This is a genomic window from Immundisolibacter sp., assembly GCF_014359565.1.
Lineage (GTDB): Bacteria > Pseudomonadota > Gammaproteobacteria > Immundisolibacterales > Immundisolibacteraceae > Immundisolibacter.
Genome location: NZ_JACIZD010000002.1, coordinates 1 through 23,742 on the forward strand (window position 1 = coordinate 1; position 23,742 = coordinate 23,742).

The 23,742-nt window shown below is 67.0% G+C and carries 22 protein-coding genes; 10 read left to right on the forward strand and 12 right to left on the reverse strand.

Features of this window, described 5'->3' with window-relative positions; all coding sequences use genetic code 11:
• Together H5U26_RS03900 and H5U26_RS03905 are read left to right on the forward strand one after the other, a co-directional pair.
• A partial coding sequence (locus H5U26_RS03900; RefSeq protein WP_290616860.1) for a transposase occupies positions 1 to 412 on the forward strand: 412 nt, incomplete at its 5' end.
• Between the two features lie 467 nt (positions 413 to 879).
• The gene (locus H5U26_RS03905) at positions 880 to 1,788 is read left to right on the forward strand and encodes a catechol 2,3-dioxygenase (protein WP_290616862.1); all 909 of its coding nucleotides are present in this window, start codon (positions 880 to 882) and stop codon (positions 1,786 to 1,788) included.
• A 529-nt stretch (positions 1,789 to 2,317) separates the two neighbouring features.
• Here the strand turns inward: H5U26_RS03905 and H5U26_RS03910 are convergent.
• Complete coding sequence (locus H5U26_RS03910) at positions 2,318 to 2,614, reverse strand: hypothetical protein (protein ID WP_290616864.1); 297 nt, start codon at positions 2,612 to 2,614, stop codon at positions 2,318 to 2,320.
• Between the two features lie 199 nt (positions 2,615 to 2,813).
• Between H5U26_RS03910 and H5U26_RS03915 the strand changes: the two genes are divergently transcribed.
• The 4 genes from H5U26_RS03915 to H5U26_RS03930 all read left to right on the forward strand — a co-directional run bounded on the left by H5U26_RS03915 (position 2,814) and on the right by H5U26_RS03930 (position 7,243).
• Positions 2,814 to 4,385, forward strand: a complete 1,572-nt coding sequence (locus tag H5U26_RS03915) for a class I adenylate-forming enzyme family protein (protein WP_290616866.1) — start codon at positions 2,814 to 2,816, stop codon at positions 4,383 to 4,385.
• A 320-nt stretch (positions 4,386 to 4,705) separates the two neighbouring features.
• Entirely contained in the window at positions 4,706 to 5,782 is a 1,077-nt protein-coding gene (locus H5U26_RS03920) for a DUF262 domain-containing protein (protein ID WP_290616868.1), read from the forward strand.
• Entirely contained in the window at positions 5,779 to 6,417 is a 639-nt protein-coding gene (locus H5U26_RS03925) for an MAE_28990/MAE_18760 family HEPN-like nuclease (RefSeq protein WP_290616870.1), read from the forward strand. Before H5U26_RS03920 ends, H5U26_RS03925 begins: the two co-directional genes overlap by 4 nt.
• Before the next feature lie 298 nt (positions 6,418 to 6,715).
• Complete coding sequence (locus H5U26_RS03930; protein WP_290616872.1) at positions 6,716 to 7,243, forward strand: transposase; 528 nt, start codon at positions 6,716 to 6,718, stop codon at positions 7,241 to 7,243.
• A 73-nt stretch (positions 7,244 to 7,316) separates the two neighbouring features.
• Here the strand turns inward: H5U26_RS03930 and H5U26_RS03935 are convergent, their stop codons facing one another.
• Entirely contained in the window at positions 7,317 to 10,412 is a 3,096-nt protein-coding gene (locus tag H5U26_RS03935; protein WP_290616874.1) for a type ISP restriction/modification enzyme, read from the reverse strand.
• Between H5U26_RS03935 and H5U26_RS03940 the strand changes: the two genes are divergently transcribed.
• Together H5U26_RS03940 and H5U26_RS03945 are read left to right on the forward strand one after the other, a co-directional pair.
• The gene (locus H5U26_RS03940) at positions 10,411 to 10,620 is read left to right on the forward strand and encodes a hypothetical protein (RefSeq protein ID WP_290616876.1); all 210 of its coding nucleotides are present in this window, start codon (positions 10,411 to 10,413) and stop codon (positions 10,618 to 10,620) included. The genes H5U26_RS03935 and H5U26_RS03940 overlap by 2 nt on opposite strands.
• Entirely contained in the window at positions 10,608 to 11,573 is a 966-nt protein-coding gene (locus tag H5U26_RS03945; RefSeq protein WP_290616878.1) for an NAD-dependent epimerase/dehydratase family protein, read from the forward strand. Before H5U26_RS03940 ends, H5U26_RS03945 begins: the two co-directional genes overlap by 13 nt.
• Before the next feature lie 5 nt (positions 11,574 to 11,578).
• Here H5U26_RS03945 and H5U26_RS03950 read toward each other — a convergent pair whose 3' ends face one another.
• Genes H5U26_RS03950 through H5U26_RS03995 form a run of 10 tightly spaced genes read right to left on the reverse strand, consistent with a single transcriptional unit; the run spans position 11,579 to position 21,711 of the window.
• The gene (locus H5U26_RS03950; protein ID WP_290616880.1) at positions 11,579 to 12,544 is read right to left on the reverse strand and encodes a 4-hydroxythreonine-4-phosphate dehydrogenase PdxA; all 966 of its coding nucleotides are present in this window, start codon (positions 12,542 to 12,544) and stop codon (positions 11,579 to 11,581) included.
• A 36-nt stretch (positions 12,545 to 12,580) separates the two neighbouring features.
• A complete protein-coding gene (locus H5U26_RS03955; RefSeq protein WP_290616881.1) occupies positions 12,581 to 13,480 on the reverse strand; it encodes a sulfotransferase in 900 nt (299 codons plus the stop codon).
• A gap of 5 nt (positions 13,481 to 13,485) precedes the next feature.
• Positions 13,486 to 15,228, reverse strand: a complete 1,743-nt coding sequence (locus H5U26_RS03960) for a carbamoyltransferase C-terminal domain-containing protein (protein WP_366055878.1) — start codon at positions 15,226 to 15,228, stop codon at positions 13,486 to 13,488.
• Positions 15,225 to 16,604, reverse strand: coding sequence for a lipopolysaccharide kinase InaA family protein (locus tag H5U26_RS03965; protein WP_290616885.1), 1,380 nt, complete (start codon positions 16,602 to 16,604; stop codon positions 15,225 to 15,227). The genes H5U26_RS03960 and H5U26_RS03965 overlap by 4 nt, the downstream gene beginning before the upstream one ends.
• Positions 16,601 to 17,431, reverse strand: a complete 831-nt coding sequence (gene rfaP, locus H5U26_RS03970; protein ID WP_290616887.1) for a lipopolysaccharide core heptose(I) kinase RfaP — start codon at positions 17,429 to 17,431, stop codon at positions 16,601 to 16,603. The genes H5U26_RS03965 and rfaP overlap by 4 nt, the downstream gene beginning before the upstream one ends.
• Positions 17,428 to 18,540, reverse strand: coding sequence for a glycosyltransferase family 4 protein (locus H5U26_RS03975; protein WP_290616889.1), 1,113 nt, complete (start codon positions 18,538 to 18,540; stop codon positions 17,428 to 17,430). Before H5U26_RS03975 ends, rfaP begins: the two co-directional genes overlap by 4 nt.
• Positions 18,537 to 19,562 (reverse strand): lipopolysaccharide heptosyltransferase I, encoded by a 1,026-nt coding sequence (waaC, locus tag H5U26_RS03980; RefSeq protein ID WP_290616891.1) that lies wholly within the window; start codon positions 19,560 to 19,562, stop codon positions 18,537 to 18,539. Before waaC ends, H5U26_RS03975 begins: the two co-directional genes overlap by 4 nt.
• Complete coding sequence (gene waaF / locus H5U26_RS03985) at positions 19,559 to 20,557, reverse strand: lipopolysaccharide heptosyltransferase II (RefSeq protein WP_290616893.1); 999 nt, start codon at positions 20,555 to 20,557, stop codon at positions 19,559 to 19,561. Before waaF ends, waaC begins: the two co-directional genes overlap by 4 nt.
• A gap of 16 nt (positions 20,558 to 20,573) precedes the next feature.
• Positions 20,574 to 20,780 (reverse strand): zinc-finger domain-containing protein, encoded by a 207-nt coding sequence (locus H5U26_RS03990; protein ID WP_290616895.1) that lies wholly within the window; start codon positions 20,778 to 20,780, stop codon positions 20,574 to 20,576.
• A gap of 7 nt (positions 20,781 to 20,787) precedes the next feature.
• A complete protein-coding gene (locus H5U26_RS03995; protein ID WP_290616897.1) occupies positions 20,788 to 21,711 on the reverse strand; it encodes a branched-chain amino acid transaminase in 924 nt (307 codons plus the stop codon).
• A gap of 175 nt (positions 21,712 to 21,886) precedes the next feature.
• Here H5U26_RS03995 and H5U26_RS04000 point away from each other — a divergent pair, with 175 nt between their 5' ends.
• Entirely contained in the window at positions 21,887 to 22,219 is a 333-nt protein-coding gene (locus H5U26_RS04000; RefSeq protein WP_290616899.1) for a DUF4405 domain-containing protein, read from the forward strand.
• A 135-nt stretch (positions 22,220 to 22,354) separates the two neighbouring features.
• Positions 22,355 to 23,707, forward strand: a complete 1,353-nt coding sequence (locus tag H5U26_RS04005) for an aromatic ring-hydroxylating dioxygenase subunit alpha (RefSeq protein ID WP_290616901.1) — start codon at positions 22,355 to 22,357, stop codon at positions 23,705 to 23,707.
• Positions 23,708 to 23,742: the final 35 nt, after the last annotated feature.

Below are 23,742 nucleotides of genomic sequence, written 5' to 3' on the forward strand. Positions count from 1 at the left end.
CACGGTGCTGACCACGCCGGCCAACGTCAACGACGTGACCCAGGCACACGGCCTGCTGCACGGGCAGGAAACGGTCGCGCTGGGTGATGCCGGCTACCAGGGCGTGGCCAAGCGTCCCGAGAATCGGGACGCGCCGGTCACCTGGCACGTGGCGCTGCGCCCGGGCGTGCGCCGGGCCCTGCCCGACGATGCGCTGGGCCGGCTGCAGGAAAGGATCGAACAGGTCAAGGCGAGCCTGCGGGCGAAGGTCGAGCATCCGTTTCACATCGTCAAGAACCTGTTCAAGCACCGCAAGACGCGTTACCGGGGGCTGGCCAAGAACCAGGCGCAGTTGTTCACGCTGTTCGGCCTGGCCAACCTGGTACTGGCCGGCTGGCGCCTCAGGGCGCGCGACACCCTCAGTGCGTCCTGAGGGAGCCCAAAACCCGGAATACCCGGCTGAAACGCGTACATTTACCCAATCCACACCCGAAAACGGGCCGTTTTTCCCCAAGCTCGCTCGCGCGTTGGCGCCGTCATGTCCACGGCGCCGGTTTCGGTGGATTGATCAGCGGTTCCCCAGGCGTCCGGCTGAGCATCAGCAAGCGTGCGCAGCGCGTGAGCGCCAACGGCGGCATGACGCTGTAGCCGCAGGCACGGCGGTCCAGCGCCGACCCGTTGCTGCGTCAGGCGGGGCACGCCATGCACGAGGCCAGCCAAATGGCGGGAGCCGCCTCTGCGTGCACGAGCCGGCCGTCAGGCAGCAGCCGGCCTGCGACACGGCCGTTCGCCGCCCGGCCAGCGCCGCCGCACCTTGACAGCCGTCAATCCGCCGCCGTGACGGCGCCGCAGAATGATCGCCGTCCGCTTGCTCCCGCAAGCCAAGTGAGGAATTCCGACATGAGCATCCTGCGTATCGGCAAAGTCGCCATCAATGTCCTGGACCTGGCCGAGGCGCGCCGGCACTACGGCGATTTTCTGGGCCTTACCGAAACCGCCAGCGCGCCCGGCACCGCCTATTTCAAGGGCTGGGACGAGTACGACCACCACAGCGTGATCCTCAAGGAAAACGACCGCGCCGGTCTGGACCACGTGGCCTTCAAGGTGCGTTTTCCGGACGATCTGGCCCGCATCGAGAGCACCTGCGAGCGCTTCGGCTTTCCGGTGCAGCGCGTGTCCGCCGGCAGCCGCATCGGCGAGGGCGAGGCCGTGGCCACCACGCTGCCGACCGGGCACCGGATCGAGTTTTACCAGCAGATGGAGCGGGTCGGCATCGCGGTCGGCAACACCAACCCGGAGCCCTGGCCAGACGACCGGCGTGGCGTGGGCGTGAACCGCTTCGACCACGTGCTGCTGACCGGCGAGGATCTGGAAGGCGTGACGCGCTTTTTCGTGGAAGGGCTCGACTTTCACCAGAGCGAGCGGCTGATCAACAAGGAAGGCGGCCTGCTGGCGAGCTTCCTGCACGTCACCAACAAGGCGCACGACATCGCCTTCATCAAGGGCCCGAACGGCAAGCTGCACCACGTCGGCTTCTACGTAGAGACCTGGGACGACGTGCTGCGCGCGGCCGATCTGCAATCCCGCCACCGGGTGCGTACCGAACTGACCCCGTCCCGCCACGGCCTCACGCGCGGCCTGACCACGTACTTCTTCGACCCGTCCGGTAACCGCAACGAGACCTACGCCGGCGGCACCTTCCCCCACTACGACAACGACGTAGTCACCTGGACCGAGGACGAGGCGGCGCGGGCCATCTTCTTCCACGGCCGGGAAATGATCCCCAGCTTCGGTTCCGCGCTGACCTGAGCGACCTCACTCATCCGGCGTTGACGTGGGTCAAGTCGGGCGCGGGATGGGCGTGAAACGATGGCTGCGCATTGGGTGTCGGCAATCTGCCGGCACCCGGACGCCACCGCAAGGGTGGCGGTAATGGTTATCCCGATCGGCCGCGCCGCGGTCCAGGGATGGGGTGGCGTCCCTTATCTGTGGGGGAGCGGGGACGCCACCTTTTTTATTGCCGGATATGTACCGGCCCGCCTGTCTGGCTTGAACCACCCGATCACCACCATGCGAGCGTCCCATCACCTGTGGGAGCGCAGCTGTGCTGCGCGATGGCGGGGCGTGGCTGGCCGCCATCGCGTTGCCAGTGGCCGTGTGCAGCCGGTCCATCGCCCGGCCCATCGCCCGGCATAGCCGGGCTCCTACACCGGAATCCCGCGGACGGGCGGGCGTTGCGCAAGACGCTGTCGCGGGCATGGCCCGCTCCTACGTCAAGCTGCACGGTTGGCTAACGGCGATCCATGCATGGCATCGCAGTGCGCAACGCCGGCCGCACTCAGCCGCACACCTCGCGACCGTTGACCTTCTTGCAGCCCGGATGCGCTTCGTCATCCAGGCGCGGGTCACGGACCGGCGGACGCACGCCCTGCGGGTGCTGGTGCCCGACGTAGACCCCGTCCGGAGTGCGGATCACGGTGGTGCCGTCGGAACCGACGCCGACGCCACCTTGATAGGTGTAGCTGGTGCCGTCGTCGCAGTTGGCGTAATGCCCCGTCGTCACGCAGTCGTGCGCCCACAGCGGGGTCGAAAACAGGCCGATCAGCGCCAGGCTCGCCCCATACATGCCACGCATAAGCCAATCCCTCCAGTACGTTTGCCAGGCAAATCCGGCGCGCCGATGGTAGCGCGAAGACCCGCCTACCCCGGCGCTGCCGTGGCACTATCCTGAATCGCATCGCCACCCTCGTGGCCCGCGCCCAGTCACGGACGACCCGCACAAACCACCCATCGAGCCGGGCACGAACCCGGCCGGACCCAGGAGGAAAACGTCCATGCCCGAATCCCGCGGCCCGAACCTGCGCCAGGCCCTGCACCGCACCGCCCGTCACCACGCGGACAACGAGGCGCTGGCGGACTCGCAGCACCGCTACACCTACCGGCAGATGCTGGCGCGCGCACAGCAGACCGCCGCCCTGCTGTTTGGCCTGGGCGTGCGCAAGGGCGACCGGGTGGCGCTGATGATGCTGCCGTCCACCATCCACCCGATCGCGCTGTACGGCTGCTGGGAACTGGGCGCCGTGCCGGTGGCCCTGCACGTGCGCGAGAAACTGCCGGTGCTGGTCAAGACGCTGGAGCGCATCTCGCCGCGGGCCTTGATCTACGACGGCAGCTTCGCCGAGCAGGTGGCGCACATCCGCGCCCAGGTGCCGCTGATCACCGGCTACGTGCGCGCCCGCAGCGAGGCCACGCCGCCCGACCAGATCCGCAGCGGCGCCGAGCCGGTGATCCCGGATGATCTGGACCGCTACCCGCTCGACTTCGAGCCGATGGCGCTGGCCGGGCACGACCTGGCGGCCATCGTGCTGACTTCCGGCACCACGGGCATCCCCAAGGGCGTGCTGCACACCCACGCCAAGCTGGTGGAAAGCTGCCGCGCGGCCGTCTACCCGTTCGGCCTGACGCCGCACAGCAGCACGCTGAACATGTTCACCACGTCCTTCATGGGCTGGTCGAACCTGGCCCTGCCCTACTTCAACATCGGCGCCCGGCAGGTGTTTCACGACCACTGGGACCCGAAGCGCGTGCTGCGCACCATTGCCGAGGAGCGCCTGACCAACCTGCTGCTGGTGCCCACCATGTGGCGGCTGCTGCTGCGCGAGGACGTGGAAAGCCACGACCTGTCCTCGCTGCGCCAGGTCGGCTTTGCGGGCGAGGTGATGGACCTGCCGACGCTGGAGGCCATCCGCCGCCGCATCTGCCCGCGCATCATCAACTGCTACTCCACCACCGAGACCGCCGTGTCCGGCGGCACGGCCATGTTCCCGGAGGACCTGGCCCGGCCCGACAAGATCGAGAGCGTCGGCAAGCCGCTGCTGAATTCCGAAGTGCGCGTGGTGGCGGCCGGCGGCAGCCCGGACGATGAACTGCCGCCCGGCGAGGAAGGCGAAATCCTCATCAGCGGCCCGTCGCTGGCGCAGGAGTTCTGGTGCGACCCGCCGCTGTCGCGGGAAAAATTCGTCGGCCCGTGGTGGCGCTCCGGCGACCTTGGCACCTTCGACGCCGACGGCTATCTGTACGTGCGCGGCCGGGTCGACGACATGATCATTTCCGGCGGCATCAACGTCATGCCCGGACCGGTCGAGAACGTGCTGCTGGCGCACCCGGACGTCGCCGAGGCGGCCGTGGTCGGCCTGCCGGACCCGCAGTGGGGCCAGCGCATCGTGGCCTTCGTGGTACGCAAGAATCCCGCCCTCAGCGACACAGCCCTGGACGCCGTGGTGCAGGCATCCGACCTGCCCGGCTACCAGCGCCCGCGCGAATACCGCTTCCTGGACGAACTGCCCCGCGGCAACAGCGGCAAGACCAACCGGCGAGCGCTGCGCCAGATGGCCGAGGGCGGGTAGCATGCGCTTTTGTGGACGGATGGCGCTTGCCGTGAAAGTAGATGTATCTTTTTACTCACTGACCATGCGCACGTTCGGTACGCAGGCTGTAGTGGTTCAGACGGAGACGATCGCGAAGCTGATCGAGCAGCCTGGGCGACCGGGGCACCGAAGGATCAGCAGGAGCAGTGTTCATGTGCAGGCCCAGCTTATCGGACATGGTGAACGTTATGAATCATGAGGTTGGTACACCACGCCCACATTTTTCGGACGTGTCTGGTAACACATTTATTCAGACAAATATCGGATAACTCACATTAGGTTATTAGAAGGGACAATTTATGTCGGTTGAAGAAGAAATCAATGATCGTATCGGAGAAGTCCGCACGGACACCTTTGACATGAGCTTCGGTGAAATTTCCAACTTGCACAAGAATAGGGAGCTTGTCATTCAGCCGGAATATCAAAGATTGTTTCGTTGGAGCAACCAGCAAAGATCTCACCTCATAGAATCCATCTTGCTAGAGTTGCCAATCCCGCAGATTTTTGTAATCGAAAACCAAGACGGGGTTTTAGAACTTATTGATGGGCTACAACGTACTAGTACCGTTTTGCAGTTTATCGATCCAGATTCAGTCGGCCTTGACCCCTTGACTCTCGAGGGCTGTACGCTTATCAGGGCCTTGAATGGCCTGACGTTTCACGATCTTCCGCTAAGTCTTCGGCTAAGTCTGAAGCGCGCGCCGATCCGTACTGTCGTCATAAAAAAACAAAGCAGGGGCTTTTTGCGATATGAAATGTTTAAGCGACTCAACACCGGCGGGGCGAATTTGGAGCCCCAAGAAATCCGAAATTGCTCTGCTCGAATGATAGGAAATGAGGGAGTTAAGTTTTACTCATTCCTCGTGGACTTAACGCAGGATTCCAATTTCTCCGCGTGCTCGGATTACCTACCACAACCCGAAAAGGAAAAGAAAGGTGCTGAGGAGCTTGTTCTCCGCTTTTTTGCTACGAAAAACGCGCGAAACCTTTTTCGGGGCAGCGTTCGCGATTGGCTAGACAACTACATGGAGCAGGTGCTGTTGGAACATCATGTGTTTGACTATGCGCAGGAGGAAGCCGAATTCCGCAATGTGTTTAGGCTTGCGAGGACCAAACTTGGGGAAACTGCATTTTTAAGATATCGTGGAACCATGCCCGTTGGATCACTGCCACCCGCATATTTTGAGGCTATTTCTATTGGCATTTCAAATACAAAGGCGGACATCGAACATAAAAGCGCCGATACTCTTCGAAACGTAATCACAGCTCTTGTTCAGTCTGATGCTTTTCGAGCGGTTACGGGTCCCGGCGCGAATTCCCGGGAAAAGATGGAGACAAGAATCCAGCTTGTCACTGACGCGCTAAGAAACGCATGAAATCGCAGTCGGACGAACTGGAAGAAGATCTACGTTGGCGGGAGGCAGAGCTGGCGTCGTTGAAGCGACTGGCCATTTTTCATAGTGAGAACGAAATAGTTTATCGCGCAACATTGCGCGCGTGCTGGGCGCTGCTTTATGCCCATTTCGAAGGATTTACCAAATTCGCCTGGGAGCTTTTACTAGATAAAGTTGAGGCCGAAAAACTTTCTGTTAAAGAACTTTCGAGGGAATTCCAAGCCCTCGCGTTGGAAAAAAAGTTTCAAATGCTTAGAGGGAATACTGAAACGAAAATGCTTTGGGAGTTTTTTAGCACGATCTTACCTGCTGAGCTCGAAAACTCTGCGGCATTTCATCCGGATTGTAGGCTACAAACAGACAGCAACTTGTGGCCGAATGTATTCGAAAGGGAGTGCGCTAGAGTTGGCATAAATTCCAATATTTTGTCGGATGAAAGATCCCGAATAAAAACGTTAGTTGCACGCCGCAACGATATCGCCCACGGCAAAAATATGACGATCAAATCCGTAGATGAATACACTGAATATGAAAACGCTGCATTTCTAGTTTTGCATGATCTAGCTGTTCAGGTGTTAAGCTTGCTTGAAGATCAGCAGTATCTCCAAAAAAGCTAAAAAGCCAGCGTAGGGTGGGCAAAGCGCAGCGTGCCCACGCGGATACGGCGCCACTCGCCGCATGCGGCTCATCGAAACCTCGTCAGAACCGCGCGGGCACGGCCTTATGGCCTTTGCCCGCCCTACGCTGACTGGCCAGGCCGCGGGCAGGTCAATGCGGTGCGGCTTTCATGCGCGTAGTGATGTCGACGGTCTCGACGCTGACGCGCGTCACGCGCCGGAGCAGCCCGCGTAGGGCGGAATAGCGCAGCGTATTCCGCCTTCCGGGTTGCCCCGCCGCCACTGTTACACTCCCGCCATGCCGCACTACGTTCGTGCTGACATCCCTGGCGGCACCTTCTTCTTCACCGTCGCCCTGCTCGAACGCCGCCGCCGGCTATTGGTCGAGAACATCGCGACGCTGCGCGAAGCGTTTCGCGGCGTCCGGCATCGGTATCCGTTCACCATCGACGCCATCGTGATCCTCCCGGATCACCTGCACTGCGTCTGGACACTGCCGCCCGCCGATGCCGATTTCTCCACCCGCTGGCGATTGATCAAAGCCGCCTTCGCGCGCGGCATCGCGGCTGGGGAACGGCTGTCCGAACGACGCCAGCGCACCGGCGAGCGAGGCATCTGGCAGCGGCGCTTCTGGGAACACGCGATCCGCGATGCGGCCGACCTGACCCGACACGTGGACTACATCCATTACAACCCCGTGAAACACGGCCACGCCGACCACGTTGTGGACTGGCCGTATTCGTCATTTCACCGCTACGTCGAGCGCGGTGTTTATCCACCGGACTGGGCCGCCGGATCAGCAGTGCGCGGGGTGAGTTTCGAGTAGCCTTGCTCTCGGAAGGCGGAATACGCTGCGCTATTCCGCCCTACGCGGTCTGACTGGCCAGGCCACGGGCGGGTCAATGCGGTGCGGCTTTCATGCGCGCTGTGATGTCGACGGTCTCGACGCTGACACGCGTCACGCGCCGGAGCAGGTCGATCACCGCGTCCTTGTGGTCGGCGAAGCGGTAAGTGTCGAACCTGGCGCGGATGGTCGGGTCCTTGGGCTTCTTTTCCTTGTGCTGGTCGAGCACCCAGTCGATGGCGCAGCGGTTGCCGAGCTGGTAGGCCCAGGCCTCGCGCGGCACGCCGGTGAGCGTGGTCTCGCTGTCCAGCGTGATGGTGCCGGCGTCCTTGTCGGATTTGAGCACCGGCTTGGGGCTCTGGCCGGCGGCGCGGGCCTTGTCGTCCGGCACGTCGATGCGGGTGAGCGGCCACGGCTCGACGCTTTCGTAGCCGATGTGCATATCCATCAGCGCCTTGCCCCAGCCCGCCCACTGCCAAAAATCCGCATAAAACGGAATGCGCGGGAATTCGCGCTTCAGGTTCTGCGCGTACTTCTCGCGGTACACAGGGTCGTGCAGCACCGCGTAGACGTAGTGGAAGATGGCTTCCTTGGTGATCGGCTGGCTCTTCTTGCCGCTGCCGGGCTGGTAGTGCTGCTGGAACTGCTTCAGCGCCCAGTCGGTGATGTTGTCGATGCGGTTGCCCGCTTCGTCCCACCGCCACAAGCAGACGGTCTGCCCGGCGTTCGGCAAGAACATGTCCTTATTGGGCAATCTGTCGAAGGCGAGGACTGCAAACCCCGCGCGGTCTTCTGCTGAAAAGCTGAAACCGGGATTCCGCGTGCTGGGCGACGGGAAGACGCTGAAGTTCTGATACGGACGGTGCGTTATCGCAGGAGCGAAGTAGGTGAGGCGCCGCACGTACGGCCGATAGAGCGACTCGTAGACATTGCTGGGGTCATACGCCAGCGCTGTGCCGCGCTGCATGTGTGTTTCGAGTTCGCTGGTCCATTTGATTCCGCGATCAACGAAGTCGCTTGTCGCTTGCCGTTGCGCGGAGCGCCTCCAACGCTCGGCGTCGGCCGCATAAGCATCGCAGAAGAACCGCACCCTGTCTTCAAGCGAGGACTGGTCGTCGGAGTAGACCCACTCGTCGCGATTCGTGACGATGCCCAAAGAGAACAGTTTGAAGATCACCTTGCTCCGGGACGCCTCACTTGCTTGCTTGGCCTCCTTCGTTGCCACCGGCATCAACTCATCGAAGTCATTACTCGTAACGTTCAGCCAGTTCTGCTTCGCATCCGGCCGCACTTCATCGAAGGCCAACTCCGACGCCCGCGCGCTGCCCAACCAAGCCAACTTCTCCTCCGCCGTCTCCATCTCCGGCCGCCGTGCATAGAACACGCGCGCGCCCTTCTTGCCCGCCGCGCCGTGGCGCTTGACGAGGAAGCTGATCGCCACGCCGGTCTGGATGCCGAACACATTGTGTTTCGTTCCGCTCAGCTTCGGGTTCGCGCGCACGTCGCCGCCCAGGTCCATCACATAGACCTCGGCGAACTCCTGCGCCACCACCTTGCGGAAGCCATCGAAGGTGCGGCTGTCGATGAAGCTGCGGTTCGTCACGAAGGTCAGCACGCCGTCGGCCGCCAGCCGGTCGCTGGCCCAGCGAAAGAAGCGCGCGTACATGTCGTACAGCTTGGTCTTCTGCGCCGTGCTCTCGTGGATGTAGGTTTGCTTGATGCGCTTGTCGATGCTCGGGTATTCGCGGTTCTTGTTGTTGTCGTTTTCGTTCACTTGGTTGGCGTTGTACGGCGGGTTGCCGATGATGACGCTGATCTTGCGGGCGTTCTGGCGCTTGATGCGCGCCACGTTCTCCTCGCTGACGCTGCCGAACAGGTCGTGCGTGACGCCGTGGGCGGCGGTGTGCAGGCCGACGTTGTCGAGCGTGTCCACGAAGCACAGGTTCTTGAACTCCTCGTATTCGCCGGTGATGGCGGCGTAGGTGGCCTCGATGTTCAGGTTGGCCACGTAGTAGGGCAGGATCGCCACCTCGTTGGCGTGCAGTTCCTCGCGGTACTTGTGCGCGAGCTTGGCCGGCTGGCCGCGAAAGTGCTCCAGCAGCTCGCAGACGAAGGTGCCGGTGCCGGTGGCCGGGTCGAGGATCTCGACGTTCTTGTCGATCAGGTTGCGCCCGAAGTGCTTCTCACACAGCCAGTCGGCGCCCTCGATCATGAAGCGCACGATCTCGCCGGGCGTGTAGACCACGCCCAGCCGGTCGGCGGCCTTGGGGTTGTAGACCTTGTAGAAATTCTCGTAGATGAGCTTCAGGAAGGCCTGCTTCTCGTGGTGGCTGCCGATCTGCGCGGCCGCGGCGCGGATGGCGGCGTAGTAGGCCTCCAGCCCCTTGAGCGTGGCCCGCTTCAGGCCGCCGGTGAAGAAGGTTTCCTCCAGTTTGTACAGCTCGCGGGCGACGTTGTTGTCGCGGTGGAACTCGCTGTCGAAGACCTTGGAGAAGATTTCCTCGGTCAGGATGTGCTGGATCAGCATCTCGCGCACGTCGGCGGCCGTAAGCGCCGGATTGATGGCCTCCTGCGCGTGCGTCAGAAACGCGGCCGATGCCTCGCGAAACGCCGCATTGCTGGCGAACTGCGCCTCGATCATGGCGCGCAGGGCTTCCAGCACGGCCGGCAGGTCGGTCTTGAACTGCGCGACGGCCTTGCGGAAGTCGGCAATCTCGGCCCGCTCGTAGGCGAAGAACAGCTTGAGCAGCTTCTCCAGTTGCTGCACGTCGGTGACGCCGCAGCGCATCACCTCGGCGCGGTTCTGAATCAGCACCGCCTGGGTGCTGTCCTCGAACACGATGTTGTCCTGCGGGTAACCGCGCTTGAACTTGAAGGCGATCTCCTCGTCCAGGTCATCCTTCGCGTCCTTGGCCTCCCAGTAGCCGAACGGCACGCGCAGCTCGTGCAGCAGCGCGCCGTCGACGAAGCGGGTGTCCCGGGTGGCGCTGTCGAGCTTGTACTCGGGGATGAAGACCAGGTCGTGCTGGCGGCCCCAGCCCTTGAGCAGGTCCTTGAAGGCCTCGCGCACCACCGACTCGCGGTGCGTGCCGCCGACCTTTTTCAGAAGGTCGAGCTGGGCGAGGTACTGGTTGATCAGGACTTGGCTCATGGGCGTGGAGTTTATGCCAGCCCTGTCGCTGGACGCGCCGCGCGGGCAGTCGATGCCAGGCGCCTCGATTTCATCGTCCGGCGATCAAACAGGCCTGTTTGTGGATCATCATCCGCACTGCAATCCGGCTGGCCGCGGGCGCACGACGCAAGGCCGCGCCGGGACATATAACGACAGCGACACAGGAGAGACGCCATGCGAGTTCTGATCACCGGCGGTACTGGTTTCATCGGCGCCGAAGTGGTGCGCCAACTGGTTGCGGAAGGCGGGCACCAGATCGCCGTGTTCCACGTCAGCGGCGCGCAGCAGCGCCTGGCGGACATCGCGGACCGGGTGACGCTGATCCGCGGCGACGTCGGCAACGTCAGCCACGTGCTGGACGCGGTCAAGCAATCTCGCCCGGAGGCCATCTTTCACCTGGGCGCGATCCTGTCCACGGCCTCGGACCTGGACCCCGCGGCGGCCATGCACGCTAACGTGAACGGCACCTTCAACGTGCTGGAAGCCGCGCGCATTCTGGAGGTGCCGCAGGTGCTGTTCGCCAGCACCATCGGCACCTACGCGCTCGGCATGACCGGCGAGCGCATCGACGACCTGACGCTGCAGCGGCCGCTGTCGTTCTACGGCACGGCCAAGCTGTTCGGCGAGGGTGCCGGCAATTTCTACCGCCACCGCTACGGGCTGGACTTTCGCGGCATTCGTTTTCCGGGCATCTGCGGCCCGGGCGTGCGCACGCCGGGCGCGGCGCAGTTCCATTCCTGGGTGGTCGAGGAATGCGCCAAGGGCCGGCCGTACACGATCGAAGTCGCGCCCCACACCCGCGTGCCCATCGTGTACGTGAAGGATGCCGCCCGCGGCGTGCTGCAACTGTCCCGCGCGCCGCGGGAACAGCTCAAGCAGTTCAATTACCTCATCAACGGCGTGCCGCCGACGCCCAGCGCGGAGGCCCTGGCCGATCTGGTGCGCGAGCGGGTGCCGGGGGCGAGGATCGATTTTCGGGTCGATGCAAAGCGCCAGGCCTTCGTCGACCGGCTGATGAAGCCGGTCGACGACCGGTTTGCCCGCGAGGAATGGGGCTGGAATCCGGCCTATGACACGGGCGCCATGCTGGATGATTTTCTGGCCGATCTGGCCGCCCACCCGCAGCGTTATCCGGACTGACGGCCCTACAGAAACCCGCGCCCGGCCGCTAGCGCGGCGGCCGTCAGCATCGCCGACAGCATGCTTTTGTGCTGCGCAATGCCCTTGCCGGCAATGTCATACGCGCTGCCGTGCGGGATCGACAGGTGCACGTAGGGCAGGCCGATGTAGATGGAACAGGCGCCCTCGAACACGGCGGTCTTGACGGCGATCTGTCCCTGGTCGTGGTACATGGACACGACCGCGTCGTGGCGGCCCTCGATGCACTGGCGAAACACCGCGTCCGGCGATATGGGGCCGCTGGCGACGATGCCCTCGGCGCGCGCCTGCTCCACCGCCGGGGCGATCTGCTCACGGTCCTCCGGGCCCATGGCATGCGGGTTCAGGCCCGCCACGGCGATGCGCGGCTGCGCCAGGCCATAGCGTTTCAGGGTGTCGTCGAGTAGCCGCAACAGGGCCAGCACATTGGCTTGCGTGACCGTCGCCGGCACGTCGCGCATCAGCACGTGTTCGGCGATCGGCACCACGCGCAGGGCGCCGCTGACGCGCAGCAGCCAGGTGCCGGCCGGCTGCAGGTCGTCGAGGTCCTTCAGCTTGCCGGTCAGGCGAATGGCGGTGCTGTCGACGGGCGCCATGATGCTGGCCTGCACGGCGCCGGCCCGGCCCAGCCGTTCGGCGGTCTCCAGCCAGTGCAGAACGGCTTCGCCGCAGGCGGCGGACGCGCGGCCAAACACCAGTTGCGCCGGATCGAGCGGCACCGGGTCCAGCACGTCGATGACGCCCGGCTCGTAACGCGCGTCGGCGCTGTCGGCAACCGCTCGCAGCGCGACGTCGATGCCGCAGGCGGCGCGGGTTTTTTCCAGCGCCGCCAGGCTGCCGATCAGCAGCGGGCGCGACTGCTTCTGCGGCTGCCCGGTGGCCAGCGCCTTGAGCACGACTTCCGGACCGACACCGCAGGGATCGCCGATGACGGTGGCAACGATGGGCGACATGACCGACTCCTCCCCGGGTTGTTGTCGGGCCTCAGTCTAGTCGTGCTTGCCCCCGATGTAGCCATAGCGGCGCAGCCCGACATACGAGCGCAGGCTGACCTCGAAACGGCTGCGCCGAGGCAGGGCATGGCGCCATTCCTGGTCCGGCACCACGCGCAGCTCGCCGTGATCGAAGCGCATCGGGTTGCCCGACACCGAGTGGCCGACGCCGACCCGCGCCACGCCCTGGCCTAGGAAGGCGAGTGGATCGGCGTCGGTCAACGGCAGATTCAAGGCGCTGACCAGCGGCGACAGCACGGCGCGCGGGTCGGCCGCCAGGTCCTCGTAGCGCAGGCGGTGCCAGGGCCGGTCGACGGCCTTGTGGGCCGCTTCAGCCATACGGTGGGTGCGGTTCCAGCTGCCGGCGCTGGCCCAGGCCGAGCGCGTTGCCATGTAGGCCTCGGCCCAGTGGATTTCCGGGCGCAGGCGCCGCCGCATCTTGGAATAGGCCACCGCCCGCGGATCGCGAATCAGGTGCAGGTAGCGGGTCTGAAAGCCTGGCAAGTGGGCAAGCTGTGCCGCATAGACCGGATCCTTTGACGAATCCACCAGCCAGCGGGCGCCGGATACATCGGCGATGGCCCCGAACAGACGGCTCCAGTGCGTCAGGATCGCCTCGCCCATGGGCCGCGGCCACAGCCCGCGCTTGAATGCCCGGCGGCTGAGCGCGTCCACGGCGCCGGCGTCAACGACTCCATCGGCGTCCAGCCGCTGGCGCACCTCGCCCCAGAACAGGCAGTCGTGAAACGGCTGCCCGCAACTGCACAGCTGGTTCTCGATGAAGCCCCGCCGCCAGACCCGCTGCAGCTCGCCGACCGACATCACCCCCGGCAGTTCGTTCAGCAAGCGCTCGAGCAGCGTGCTGCCGCTGCGGCTGGCACCGACGATGAACAGCACGCCGGTCACCGGCCGCCCGCCACGCCGGGCTTGGTCACCAGCACGTCTTCCAGGATCAGGTACTCGAGATCGCAGCCGAAGAACATGTCGAGCGCGTCCTTGGGTGAACACACCATCGGCTCGCCGCGGCGGTTCAGCGAGGTGTTCAGCAGCACCGCGTTGCCGGTGCGCGCCGCCATCGCGTCCAGCAGGGCGTGATAGCGCGGGTTGCTGGCGGCGCTGACGATCTGCACGCGGGCGGTGCCGTCCTCGTGCACCACTTCCGGGATGCGGTTCTTCCAGTGCGGGGCGACGTCGAAGGTGAAGGTCATGTACGGCGCCGGGTGCTCGGTGCCGATGATGTCCGCCGCCACGCGGTCCGACACCGATGGGCAGAACGGCCGCCAGCGTTCGCGGTACTTGATCTGCGCGTTGATGCGCTCGGCCACGCCGGGGTGCGACGGATTGCCCAGGATACTGCGATTGCCCAGCGCCCGCGGGCCGAACTCCATGCGCCCCTGGAACCAGGCCAGCGGGTTGCCGGCGGCCAGGATGTCGGCGGCCGTGGCGATGGTGTCGTCCAGGCGCCGGTACTGCGGCCGGGCCGGGTGGGCAGCGCAGGCGGCCAGGCACTCCTCGGTGCTGTAGTCCGGACCCAGATAGGCGTGGCGCATGGGCTGCACGGTGTCACCGGCACCGGCGGCCACATAGGTGGCCGCGCCCAGCGCCGTGCCGGCATCGCCCGCCGCCGGCTGCACGAACAATTGCTCGACCTGCGGCAGGGCCATCAGGCGCTGGTTCAGCTTCACGTTCAGAGCCACGCCGCCGGCATAGGCAAGCTTGCCGCCCTGCGCCAGAACCGGACCGAGGTGCTGCTCGACCAGCTTCAGCGCCGTGTCTTCGAGCAGCTTTTGCACCGCCGCCGCGTAGTGGATGTACGGCTCGTCGATGGCGTCGCCCTCACGCGGCGGGCCCAGCCACTCGACCAGTTTCGGACTGAAGAAATAGCCCTTGCCGCCGCGCTTGTAGCGGCGCAGGCCGACCACGTTGACCAGCCGGTTGTTGACGCGCAGACGGCGGCCGTCGCAGCGCAGCAGGCGCGAGAAGTCGAAGCGGTTCGGGTCGCCGTAGGGCGCCATGCCCATGACCTTGAACTCGCCGTCCAGCATCTCGAAGCCCAGGTACTCGGTGATCGCCCCGTACAGGCCGCCCAGCGAGTCGGGCTCGTAGAACTCGGCCAGCTTGTGGATGCGCCCGCCCTCGCCGTAGCCGAAGAAGGTGGTCGCGTACTCGCCGCGGCCGTCGATGCCAAGGATCGCCACCTTGCCGTCGAAACCGGACAGGTGATAGGCGCTCGACGCATGCGCCAGATGATGTTCCACCGGCACGAAGCGCACACCGGACTGCTCGAAACCGAGCTCGCCGAGCATCGCCAGCGCCTGGCGGCGGTTGCGCCGGTAGCGCCGGTTGCCGTCGAAAAGCGCCGTCAACGCCCGGTCCGGCGCGTACCAGGTGCGGGCCGCGTAATGCCAACGCGCCGGCGAGCCCAGGCCGATCGGCGCATACGGATAGGCCACCGCGTCGACCTGATCCGGCCGGATGCCGGCCCGGTCCAGACAGAACCGCGCCGCATGCAGCGCCTGGCGACCCTTGGCGTGCTTGTCGCGGATGAAGCGTTCTTCCTCGGCCGCCGCCACCAGTTCGCCGTCGACCAGCAGCGCGGCCGAGGCGTCGTGGCTGACCGCGCCGGACAGACCCAGCACGATCACGGTGCGAGCCCGGCGTCGGTCAGTGCCTGCTCGAGCTCGGCCAGCAGCGCCGGCTGATCGGCCCAGTTGGCGCGCAGGCGCGCCAGATCGCGGGCAAAGGCCCGCTCGAACGCGGGGCGTCGCCGGTGGCGGCGCAGGGCATCGAGGTCCAGCAGCATCAGGTTGTCGTCTTGGTCGACCAGCAGGTTGGTGGCCTTGAGGTCACCATGACTCAGATTCAGGCGCTTTAAGTCCCGCAGCAGCGCGCACAGGCGGTCCAGCAGCGCCGCCCGCCGCCCCGGCGCGGCCGCCGCCAGCGCGGCGCCGAGTAGTTCCCCCGGCACGTACTCGCTGAGGTACCAGGCCCGTCCGCGCAGGCAGCCGAAGCGGTTTTCCAGCAGCGCCACCGGCCGCGGCGTCGGCAGGCCCCACAGCATCAGGCGCTGCGCATTGCGCCAGCTGTGCCAGGCGCGGCTGGGTCGCCAGCAGCGGCGCAGCCAGTGGCCGAAATTCTTCAAATTGTAGCGTTTCACCACCCGTGGCCGGCCGTCGATATCGACCCGCACCACGCTGGCGCTGTTGCCGCGCTTGAGCCAGTCGGCATTCAGGTTCTCGAACGGCGCATCCGGCGCGGCCAGCCACGCGCGCAGGGCCGGCGTATCGTCACGGCGATCGAGCACCTGCAGCCGACGCAGCGTGCGGCGGGCATCGAAGGCCGTGCAAGTGCGAAGCGCCTTGTCGATGTGCTGCATCTCGCGCCGGCGCCGCGCACGGTCGATCAGCCGCTGCAGGTCCTCGCGCGGCAGCGGCCGGGCGATGGCGCCATACAGCGCGCACCACTCGCCGAGGCGCTCATCCACGGCCGGCGGGAACTGCGCCAGCCACAGGGCCAGGTTGCCAAGCGCCCGCCGGGCCGGCAGCGGCTGAGCCGATGTGCGGATGCCGGCGCCGTCGAGCGTCCAGGCCACGCCGCTGCGCACCAGAAAATTGGCCAGGTGTGCGTCGCGCTGCTCGACGCCGGCGGCATGGTGGGAAGCCACCGCCCGCAGCACGGCCGGCAAGGCGGCCTCGGCCAGCGCATCGGCGCCGGCGCCGGGCAGCCACGCGGTCAGGACCAGCCAGCCCGGCGGTTCATCGAGCGCGCCCGCGTAAAGCACGTCCGGCGCCGCGATGCCACGTCGATGCAGGGCCTCGAAGCCATGCCACTCGCGCTCGAAGTGGCGCCGCGCCTGCCGGCCGGCCAGAAACAGCTTGGCCACCACCGGCCGCTGATCGCGCTCCAGGGTGCCGGCCAGCGTCCAGCGGCGGCCCGGCAGGATGCGCAAGGCACAGTCGCAGTGCAGAAGGCCGAGCTCCGGCACGTCGATCCGCAGCGGCAGGTCGGGCAGTCCGCTCACACCGGCACCGGCAGGCGCGGCGTGCGTCCATGCGCCTTGCGATACAGAAAAACCGCCTGCCGGCTCACCTGGCGCCAGAACGGCCGGCCAAGCTGTGCCCGCAGCGGCGTGCCGCCGTACAGGCGCATGAAGCGGTAGCAGTCGTGGCGCGTCAGGCCCGCATCCAGGGCCGAGAAATACAGGCCGGCAATGTCCTTCAGCCGCCAACGCCGCGGCGTGCGCCGGCGCAGCTGCACCCGGTGCAGGTCGATCAGGTGCAGGTCGAGCCGGCCACCGGGCTGCGTGAGACCCGGACTGTCCTGCCGCAGCAGGAAGTGGCACAGGTAGAAATCGCGGTGGTTCACGCCGTGCTCGTGCAGGGTGCGGGCGGTGCTGGCCAGCTGCCGCAGCAGCTGGCGTTTCAGGATCAACTGCTCGGCAGTCCAGTGCGAACGCTCACCCCAGCCGGCGCACAGCTCCTCCAGGCTCAGCGTGTCCTGCAGCGCCACGGTGAGCGCGAAGGACGCGTGCCGGGCCGGGTTGCGGCCGCGCTGCCCCCAGCCGGCCAGCTGCAGGGTCGGGATGCCGAGCGCCTCCAGACGGCGGATGGCGCGCACTTCGGTGCCGGCGCCCAGCACCGGCAGGCGCAGCTGCAGCAGGTTCTTGAAGATTTCCCGCCAGCCGACGCCGCGGTGGCGCTTCAGGAAATAGTCTTGGCCGGCGATCGACACGCGCAGCGTCTGCCGGCCGCCGGTCTCCCGGTAGACCTCGCCGGGCATGCTCATCAGCGCGTCGAACGGATCGGCGCCGAGCGCGCCCCGCACGACCGGCTCGAGCTCCAGCCTCATCGGCGCAGCACCTGTTCGATCGTGTCGGCGGCGCGATCGTGCAGATGCCACAGGTCCTGCGTGCGCCCGTAGGCGATGCCGGCCTGCCGCCAGGCCGGGCGCTCGTCGCCGCCGAGCATGCGCGCCAGGGCGGCATCCAGGTCGGCCTGCCGAAACGGCTCCGGCAACACCAGCCCGCAGCCGCTGGCCGCCACGTGCTCGGCGTAGCCGCACACGGCGGTGGTCAGCACCGGCAGCCCGGCCACCACCGCCTCGATCAGCACCGCGCCGGTGTTTTCGTAATAGGCCGGGTGCAGCAGCAAATCGGCGCCCTGCAGGAAGCGCGGAATGTCGTCCCGGCCGGGCAGGATGGTGAGCGCCCCGCCGATACCTAAGCGCCGCGCCAGGCGCAGGAACGGCCCCGGCTTGTCGCGGCCGATGGCGATTAGCCGGCAGCGCGCGCGCAGCCTCTCCGGCAGCGCCGCCAGCGCGCGCAGGCTGCGGTCCAGGCCCTTCATGCGAAAGCCCGAGCCGACCTGCAGCAGCAGGAACTGATCTTCGCCGACGCCGAACTCGGCCCGCAGCGCGGCGCGCAGCTCGGCGGCATCCGGTCCGGCGCGCCGATCCGGGGTGATGCCCGGCGGCAGCAGGTGAAAGCGCGCCGGCGGCGTGTGCCAGGCGGCCTGGTATCGGGCGGCCTCGGCGGCGGAGATGGCCAGGATCTGCGTGCGCCCGGCCGGATCGAACACCGCCCGCTCGGCCGCCACGAAGGCCCGGTAACGCCCCGACAGGCGGTGCCAGAACGCCCGCTGCGCCATGCGCGCCAGGTAGCAGGTGTCGGCGGCGTAGTAGACATCCAGCCCCGGCAGCTTGTTGAAGCCCACCCGGCCGTCGAAGTCCCGCGCCGCCACGGCGAAGGCGCGCGCAAAGTGCGCATACCGGGCGTGGTTGGTCAGGCCCCGCGCCGGCAGCAGATGCACCGGCAACTGCGGATCGCGCGCGCCCTGCCAGGCGATGGTGAAGAACTCCACCGCATGCCCGCGTGCCAGCAGCAGGCGCCCGATGCGCAGTGCATCGCGCTGCATGCCACCGTAGGGAAAGTACTTGAACAGGCAAAAGGCGATCCTCATGCCGCCTCCAGCAGCTGCCCCAGCTGCGCCCACACGGCATCCGGGCCGAGCTGCCCGTAGCAGGGCGGATGCACGGCACCCTCGGCCGCGAAGCGGCATACCCGGCGCAGGCACGGCGCGCACGGATACACCGCCTGCGCGCGCCGCTGACGTGCGCCCCAGGTGCCGGTCAGCTGCGGATCGGTGGCGCCATACAGGGCCAGCGTCGGCACGCCCAGCGCCGTGGCCAAGTGCGTCGGGCCACTGTCGACGCCGATCACGCCCTGCGCGCCGGCCAGCGTCGCGGCCAGTTCGGGCAGGCGCAGCGGCGCCAGCACCCGGGCATGGGCGTGGCCGCCGGCCAGTCGCTCGGCCCTGGCGCGCTCCACGGCATCACCCCACGGCAAGAGCACCCGCCGGCCGGCGCGCCCGGCGATCTCGATCAACGCCCGCCAGTGGGCATCCGGCCACAGCTTGCTCGGCCAGGTGCTGCCGTGCAGGAACACCAGATAGTCGCCATCCGCCACCGACGCCGGCAGGCGCGTGCGGTCGATGCCGTAAGCGGGCTGATCCGGTCCCGGCCGGTAGCCGAGCGCACCGCCGAACAGCGCCCGCAGCCGCTGCACCGCATGCTGGTGCCGATCCACCGGCACCGCGCGGTCGTAGACGAAGGCCGCCAGGCCCTCGCGCGCGCTGCGGCGGTCGAAACCCACCCGCGGCCCGCGCGCCAGCAGCGTCACCGGCGCGGTCTTGAGCAGGCCCTGCGCGTCCAGCACGCAGTCGTAGCGCTGCGCACGCAACTGGCGCAGGAAGTCCGGCAGCTGCCGGCTGCGCCAGGCGGCCAGCGGCGCGCGCCGCCAGCGCCGCAGCGCGACCGGGATCACGCGCGTCACCGCCGGGTGCCAGGCGGGGATCGCGGCGTAGGCCTCCTCCACCACCCAGTGGCATTCCAGCGCCGGCAGCCGCGCGCGGGCCTCGGTCAGCGCCGGCAGGGCATGCAGCACGTCGCCGAGCGACGAGGTCTTGACCAGCAGCAGCTTCACGCCAGCAGCTGCGCGGCGGCGGCCAGCACCTGGTCCGGCGCCAGATCGTTCAGGCAGCGCAGATGGCCGAGTGGGCACTCGCGCTGGAAGCAGGGACTGCATGGCAGGCCAAGACTCAGCACCCGGGCGCGATCCGACAGCGGCGGCGTGAAACCCGGATCGGAGGAGCCGTACACCGCCACCAGCGGCCGGCCGAAGGCTGCGGCCACGTGCATGAGGCCGCTGTCGTTGCTGACCACCAGCTCCGCAGCGGCAATCAGGTCGCAGGCCTGACCCAGATTGGTGCGCCCGGCCAGATCCACGCAGCCGTCGTCCGCGGCGGCGTTGACGGCGGCGGCGGCCGGCGCATCCTTGGCCGAACCGAGCAGCCACACCTGCCAGCCCTGCGCCCGGTAATGCCGCGCCACGGCCGCGAAGTGCTGCGCCGGCCAGCGCTTGGCGGGACCATATTCGGCGCCCACGCACAGCACCAGCACGCGCCCTGCCCTGCCATCCAGGCCCAGCGCCGCCAGCGTGCCGGCCACCGCCGCCGGATCGGCGTGCAGGCGCGGCCGCAGATCGGCCGGCAGCGGCGCACCGGGAGCGAGCCCCAGCGCCGCGAAGCGCTGCACCGTCATCGGCAGCGCGCGCTTGTCGAGGCGCCGGGCGTCGTTCAGGAGGCCGTAACGCAGCTCGCGCACGAAGCCGGTGCGGGTCCGGATGCGGGCAAAAAACGGGATCAGCGCCGACTTCCACGAGCCGGGCAGCACGATGGCCTGCCGGTACTGGCCGCGCAGCGCCCGGCCGATACGCCAGCGCTCGGCCAGCGCCAGCGCACCGTGGCCGATGGGCAGGTCGATGGCGTGGCGCAGCTGCGGCATGCGCGCCAGCAGCGGGCGCGACCAGGCCGGCGCCAGCACGTCGATGGCCGGTGCCGGCCGGCGCTGTTTCAGCCCAGCCAGCAGCGGTTCGATCATCACCATGTCGCCGACCCAGGACGGGCCGACCACCAGCACCGCGCCGGCGGCGTCCTCAGGCGGCAGTCTGGTCAGCCTCGCGCACCAGCACGAACACCGCCCCGCAGTAGGGGCATTTTTCCTCGCCGGTCTCCTCGATCGGCAGGAACACCCGCGGGTGCGAATTCCACCGGGTCATGCCCGGCATGGGGCAGCACAGCGGCAGGTCGCGGGCGGTGACCTGGTAACGGTTCTCGGCATTGGCCGGAATTTCGCGGGTCATGGCAGCCTCACTTCACCGGGGTCAGCCAGTCGAGATGGCCGTCCAGTTCGCCGTTGACGGTGGCGAAGTAGCGATCCTGCAGCAGCTTGGTGATCGGGCCGGGCCGGCCCTCGCCGATCAGGCGGTCGTCCAGGGAGCGGATCGGCGTGACTTCCGCCGCGGTGCCAGTGAAGAAGGCCTCGTCGGCGATGTACACCTCGTCGCGGGTGATGCGCTTCTCGCGCACCTCGTAACCGGCCTCGCGCGCCAGGGTGATGACCGTGTCGCGGGTGATGCCTTCCAGCGCCGCGGTGATGTCCGGCGTGTAGATCACGCCCTTGCGGATGACGAACACGTTCTCGCCGCTGCCCTCGGCCACGTAGCCGTCCACGTCCAGCAGCAGCGCCTCGTCGTAGCCGCAGGCCTGCGCCTCGCGCAGCGCCAGCATGGAGTTGATGTAGTTGCCGGTGGCCTTGGTGCGGCACATGGTGACGTTGATGTGGTGGCGCGCATAGGACGAGGTGCGCAGGCGCACGCCGCGCTCGAGCGCGCCCTCGCCCAGGTACTCGCCCCACTTCCAGGCCGCCACGATCACGTGCACGGTCAGGTTCGGCGCGCTCACGCCCATCGCTTCGGAGCCGTAGAACGCCAGCGGGCGCACGTAGCCGCCTTCCAGCTTGTTCTCGCGGATGGCCGCCAGGCAGGCGTCGGCAATCTGCTCGCGGCTGAACGGGATGTGCATCTGCAGGATGTGCGCCGACGTGAACATGCGCTCGACATGCTCGGGCAGCCGAAACAGCGCCGTGCCGCGGGGGGTTTTGTAGGCGCGGATGCCCTCGAACACGCCCATGCCGTAGTGCAGGGAGTGGGTCAGCACGTGCACCTTGGCCTCGCGCCAGGGGACCATCTCCCCGTCGAACCAGATGACGCCGTCCCGATCTTCCATGCCCATGGCACGAGTCTCCGCTGTATCGCCGTTTTGAAGACAAAAACGCCGCCCGGTGTACGCGGACGGCGGCGGGCAAGTTTACACGCTGGCCGGCCGGCGCTGACGGCTGACACCAAGGACACCGGCTGGGCTGGTTAAACTCCCGCCGCCCCCACCGTCACCACCCACGAGGTTCGCCATGTTCTACAAGCTGGTCGCCGTCACGCTGTTCGTGTCCTTCATCGCCATGTCCACGTCCGGGCTGCTGATGTTCTTCATCGAAAGGCCGTCATTCACCATCCAGATGCACCCGGTGCACAAGCTGTTCGGGCTGGTGATGGTGGCGGCGATGACGGCGCATATCGCGCTCAACTGGCGCGCCTTGCGCAACTACGTGCGGGCCCGCGCGGTGGCGCTGACCGGCGGCGCGCTGGTGGCGCTGCTGGTGGTGCTGTACGCCGTGGCCATCAACAACGAACTGCCGCCCGAAATCGCGCAGCCGCTGGACGCGCTGGGCGCACAGGCCGAATAACAGCATCTGAATAACAGCACCGTCCGGCGGCCGGCGCGGTCGCCGGACGGTGCCGGCATTGACGCGCGTCAAGACCGCCGCCGGCCGCACGGCCACAGTTTCCCGTCATCGATAACCGAGGCGGGAGAACGCGGCATGAAACCCAACGACATTGACCAGCTGATCGTCGACCGGCCGGATGATTGGCTGTTCGAGGTCAGCCGCAGCCTGTTCACGGACCAGGAACTGTTCGACCTGGAGATGCAGCACATCTTCGAGGGCACCTGGATCTTCCTGTGCCACGAAAGCCAGGTCGCCCGGCCAAACGACTTTTTCCGCACCCGCATGGGCCGCCAGCCGGTGATCGTCACGCGTGACGCCAACGGCGCCGTGCACGCCTTCCTGAATGCCTGCCCGCACCGCGGCGCGGCGCTGTGCCGCACCGCCCATGGCAACCAGAAGTTCATCACCTGCCCCTATCACGGCTGGGTGTTCGACAGCGCCGGGCGCAACGTGGACATCAAGGACCAGGACAAGGGCGCCTATCCGGACGCCTTCCAGCGCGCCAATCACGATCTCGCCCCGGTGCCGCGGGTGGGCGTGTACCAGGGCTTCGTGTTCGGCAGCCTGAACGCCGACGTGCCGGAGCTGGAAACGCACCTGGGCAACACGCGGCCGTTCATCGACATGCTGGCCGGCATGGGGCCGGATGGCGCCGAGGTGCTGCGCGGCTCGTCCACCTACACCTACCGCGGCAACTGGAAGATGCAGTGCGAGAACGGCATCGACGGTTACCACTTCACCAGCGTGCACGGCAATTACGTGGGCGTCATCACGCGGCGGCTGGAAGGTGCGCAGTCCGGCGATCGGCCGGACAAGGTCAAGACCGGCTTCGACAAGAACGCGCTGGCCGGCCGCACCGGCAGCTATGACCTCGGCCGCGGCCACGCCATGATCTGGAGCACCTTCCCGCGGCCGGAAAACCGTCCGCTGTGGGACAGCCGGGACGAGGTCAAGGCGCGCATGGGCGAGGTGTACGCCGACTGGATGCTGCGCCGTCAGCGCAACCTGCTGGTCTACCCGAACGTGAACCTGATGGAGCAGGCCTCGTCGCAGATCCGCGTGTTCCAGCCGATCGCGCCCGGCCTGACGCAGGTGCAGATCTACTGCATCGCGCCCAAGGGCGAGAGCCGTGGCCAGCGCGAGCGGCGCATCCGCCAGTACGAGGATTTCTTCAACGCCACCGGCATGGCGACGCCGGACGACCTGACCGAGTTCGAGGCCTGCCAGGACGGCTTTCAGGCCCGCTACGTGGCCTGGCAGCAGGGCTACGACCGCGGCATGACGCGCATGCTCAAGGGCGCCGACGACATGGCGCAGCAGCTTGGCATCAGCCCGGAGTCGAGCGGTCCGGACATCATGGACGAGACGCTGTACTACGGTCAGTACCGCGAGTGGCGGCGGCTGATCGGGCGCGGGGTCAGCGGGCAGAAAAACCGTATCGGCTGACGAGCCCGTTCGGCCCGCGGGCGGGCCTCCCACCA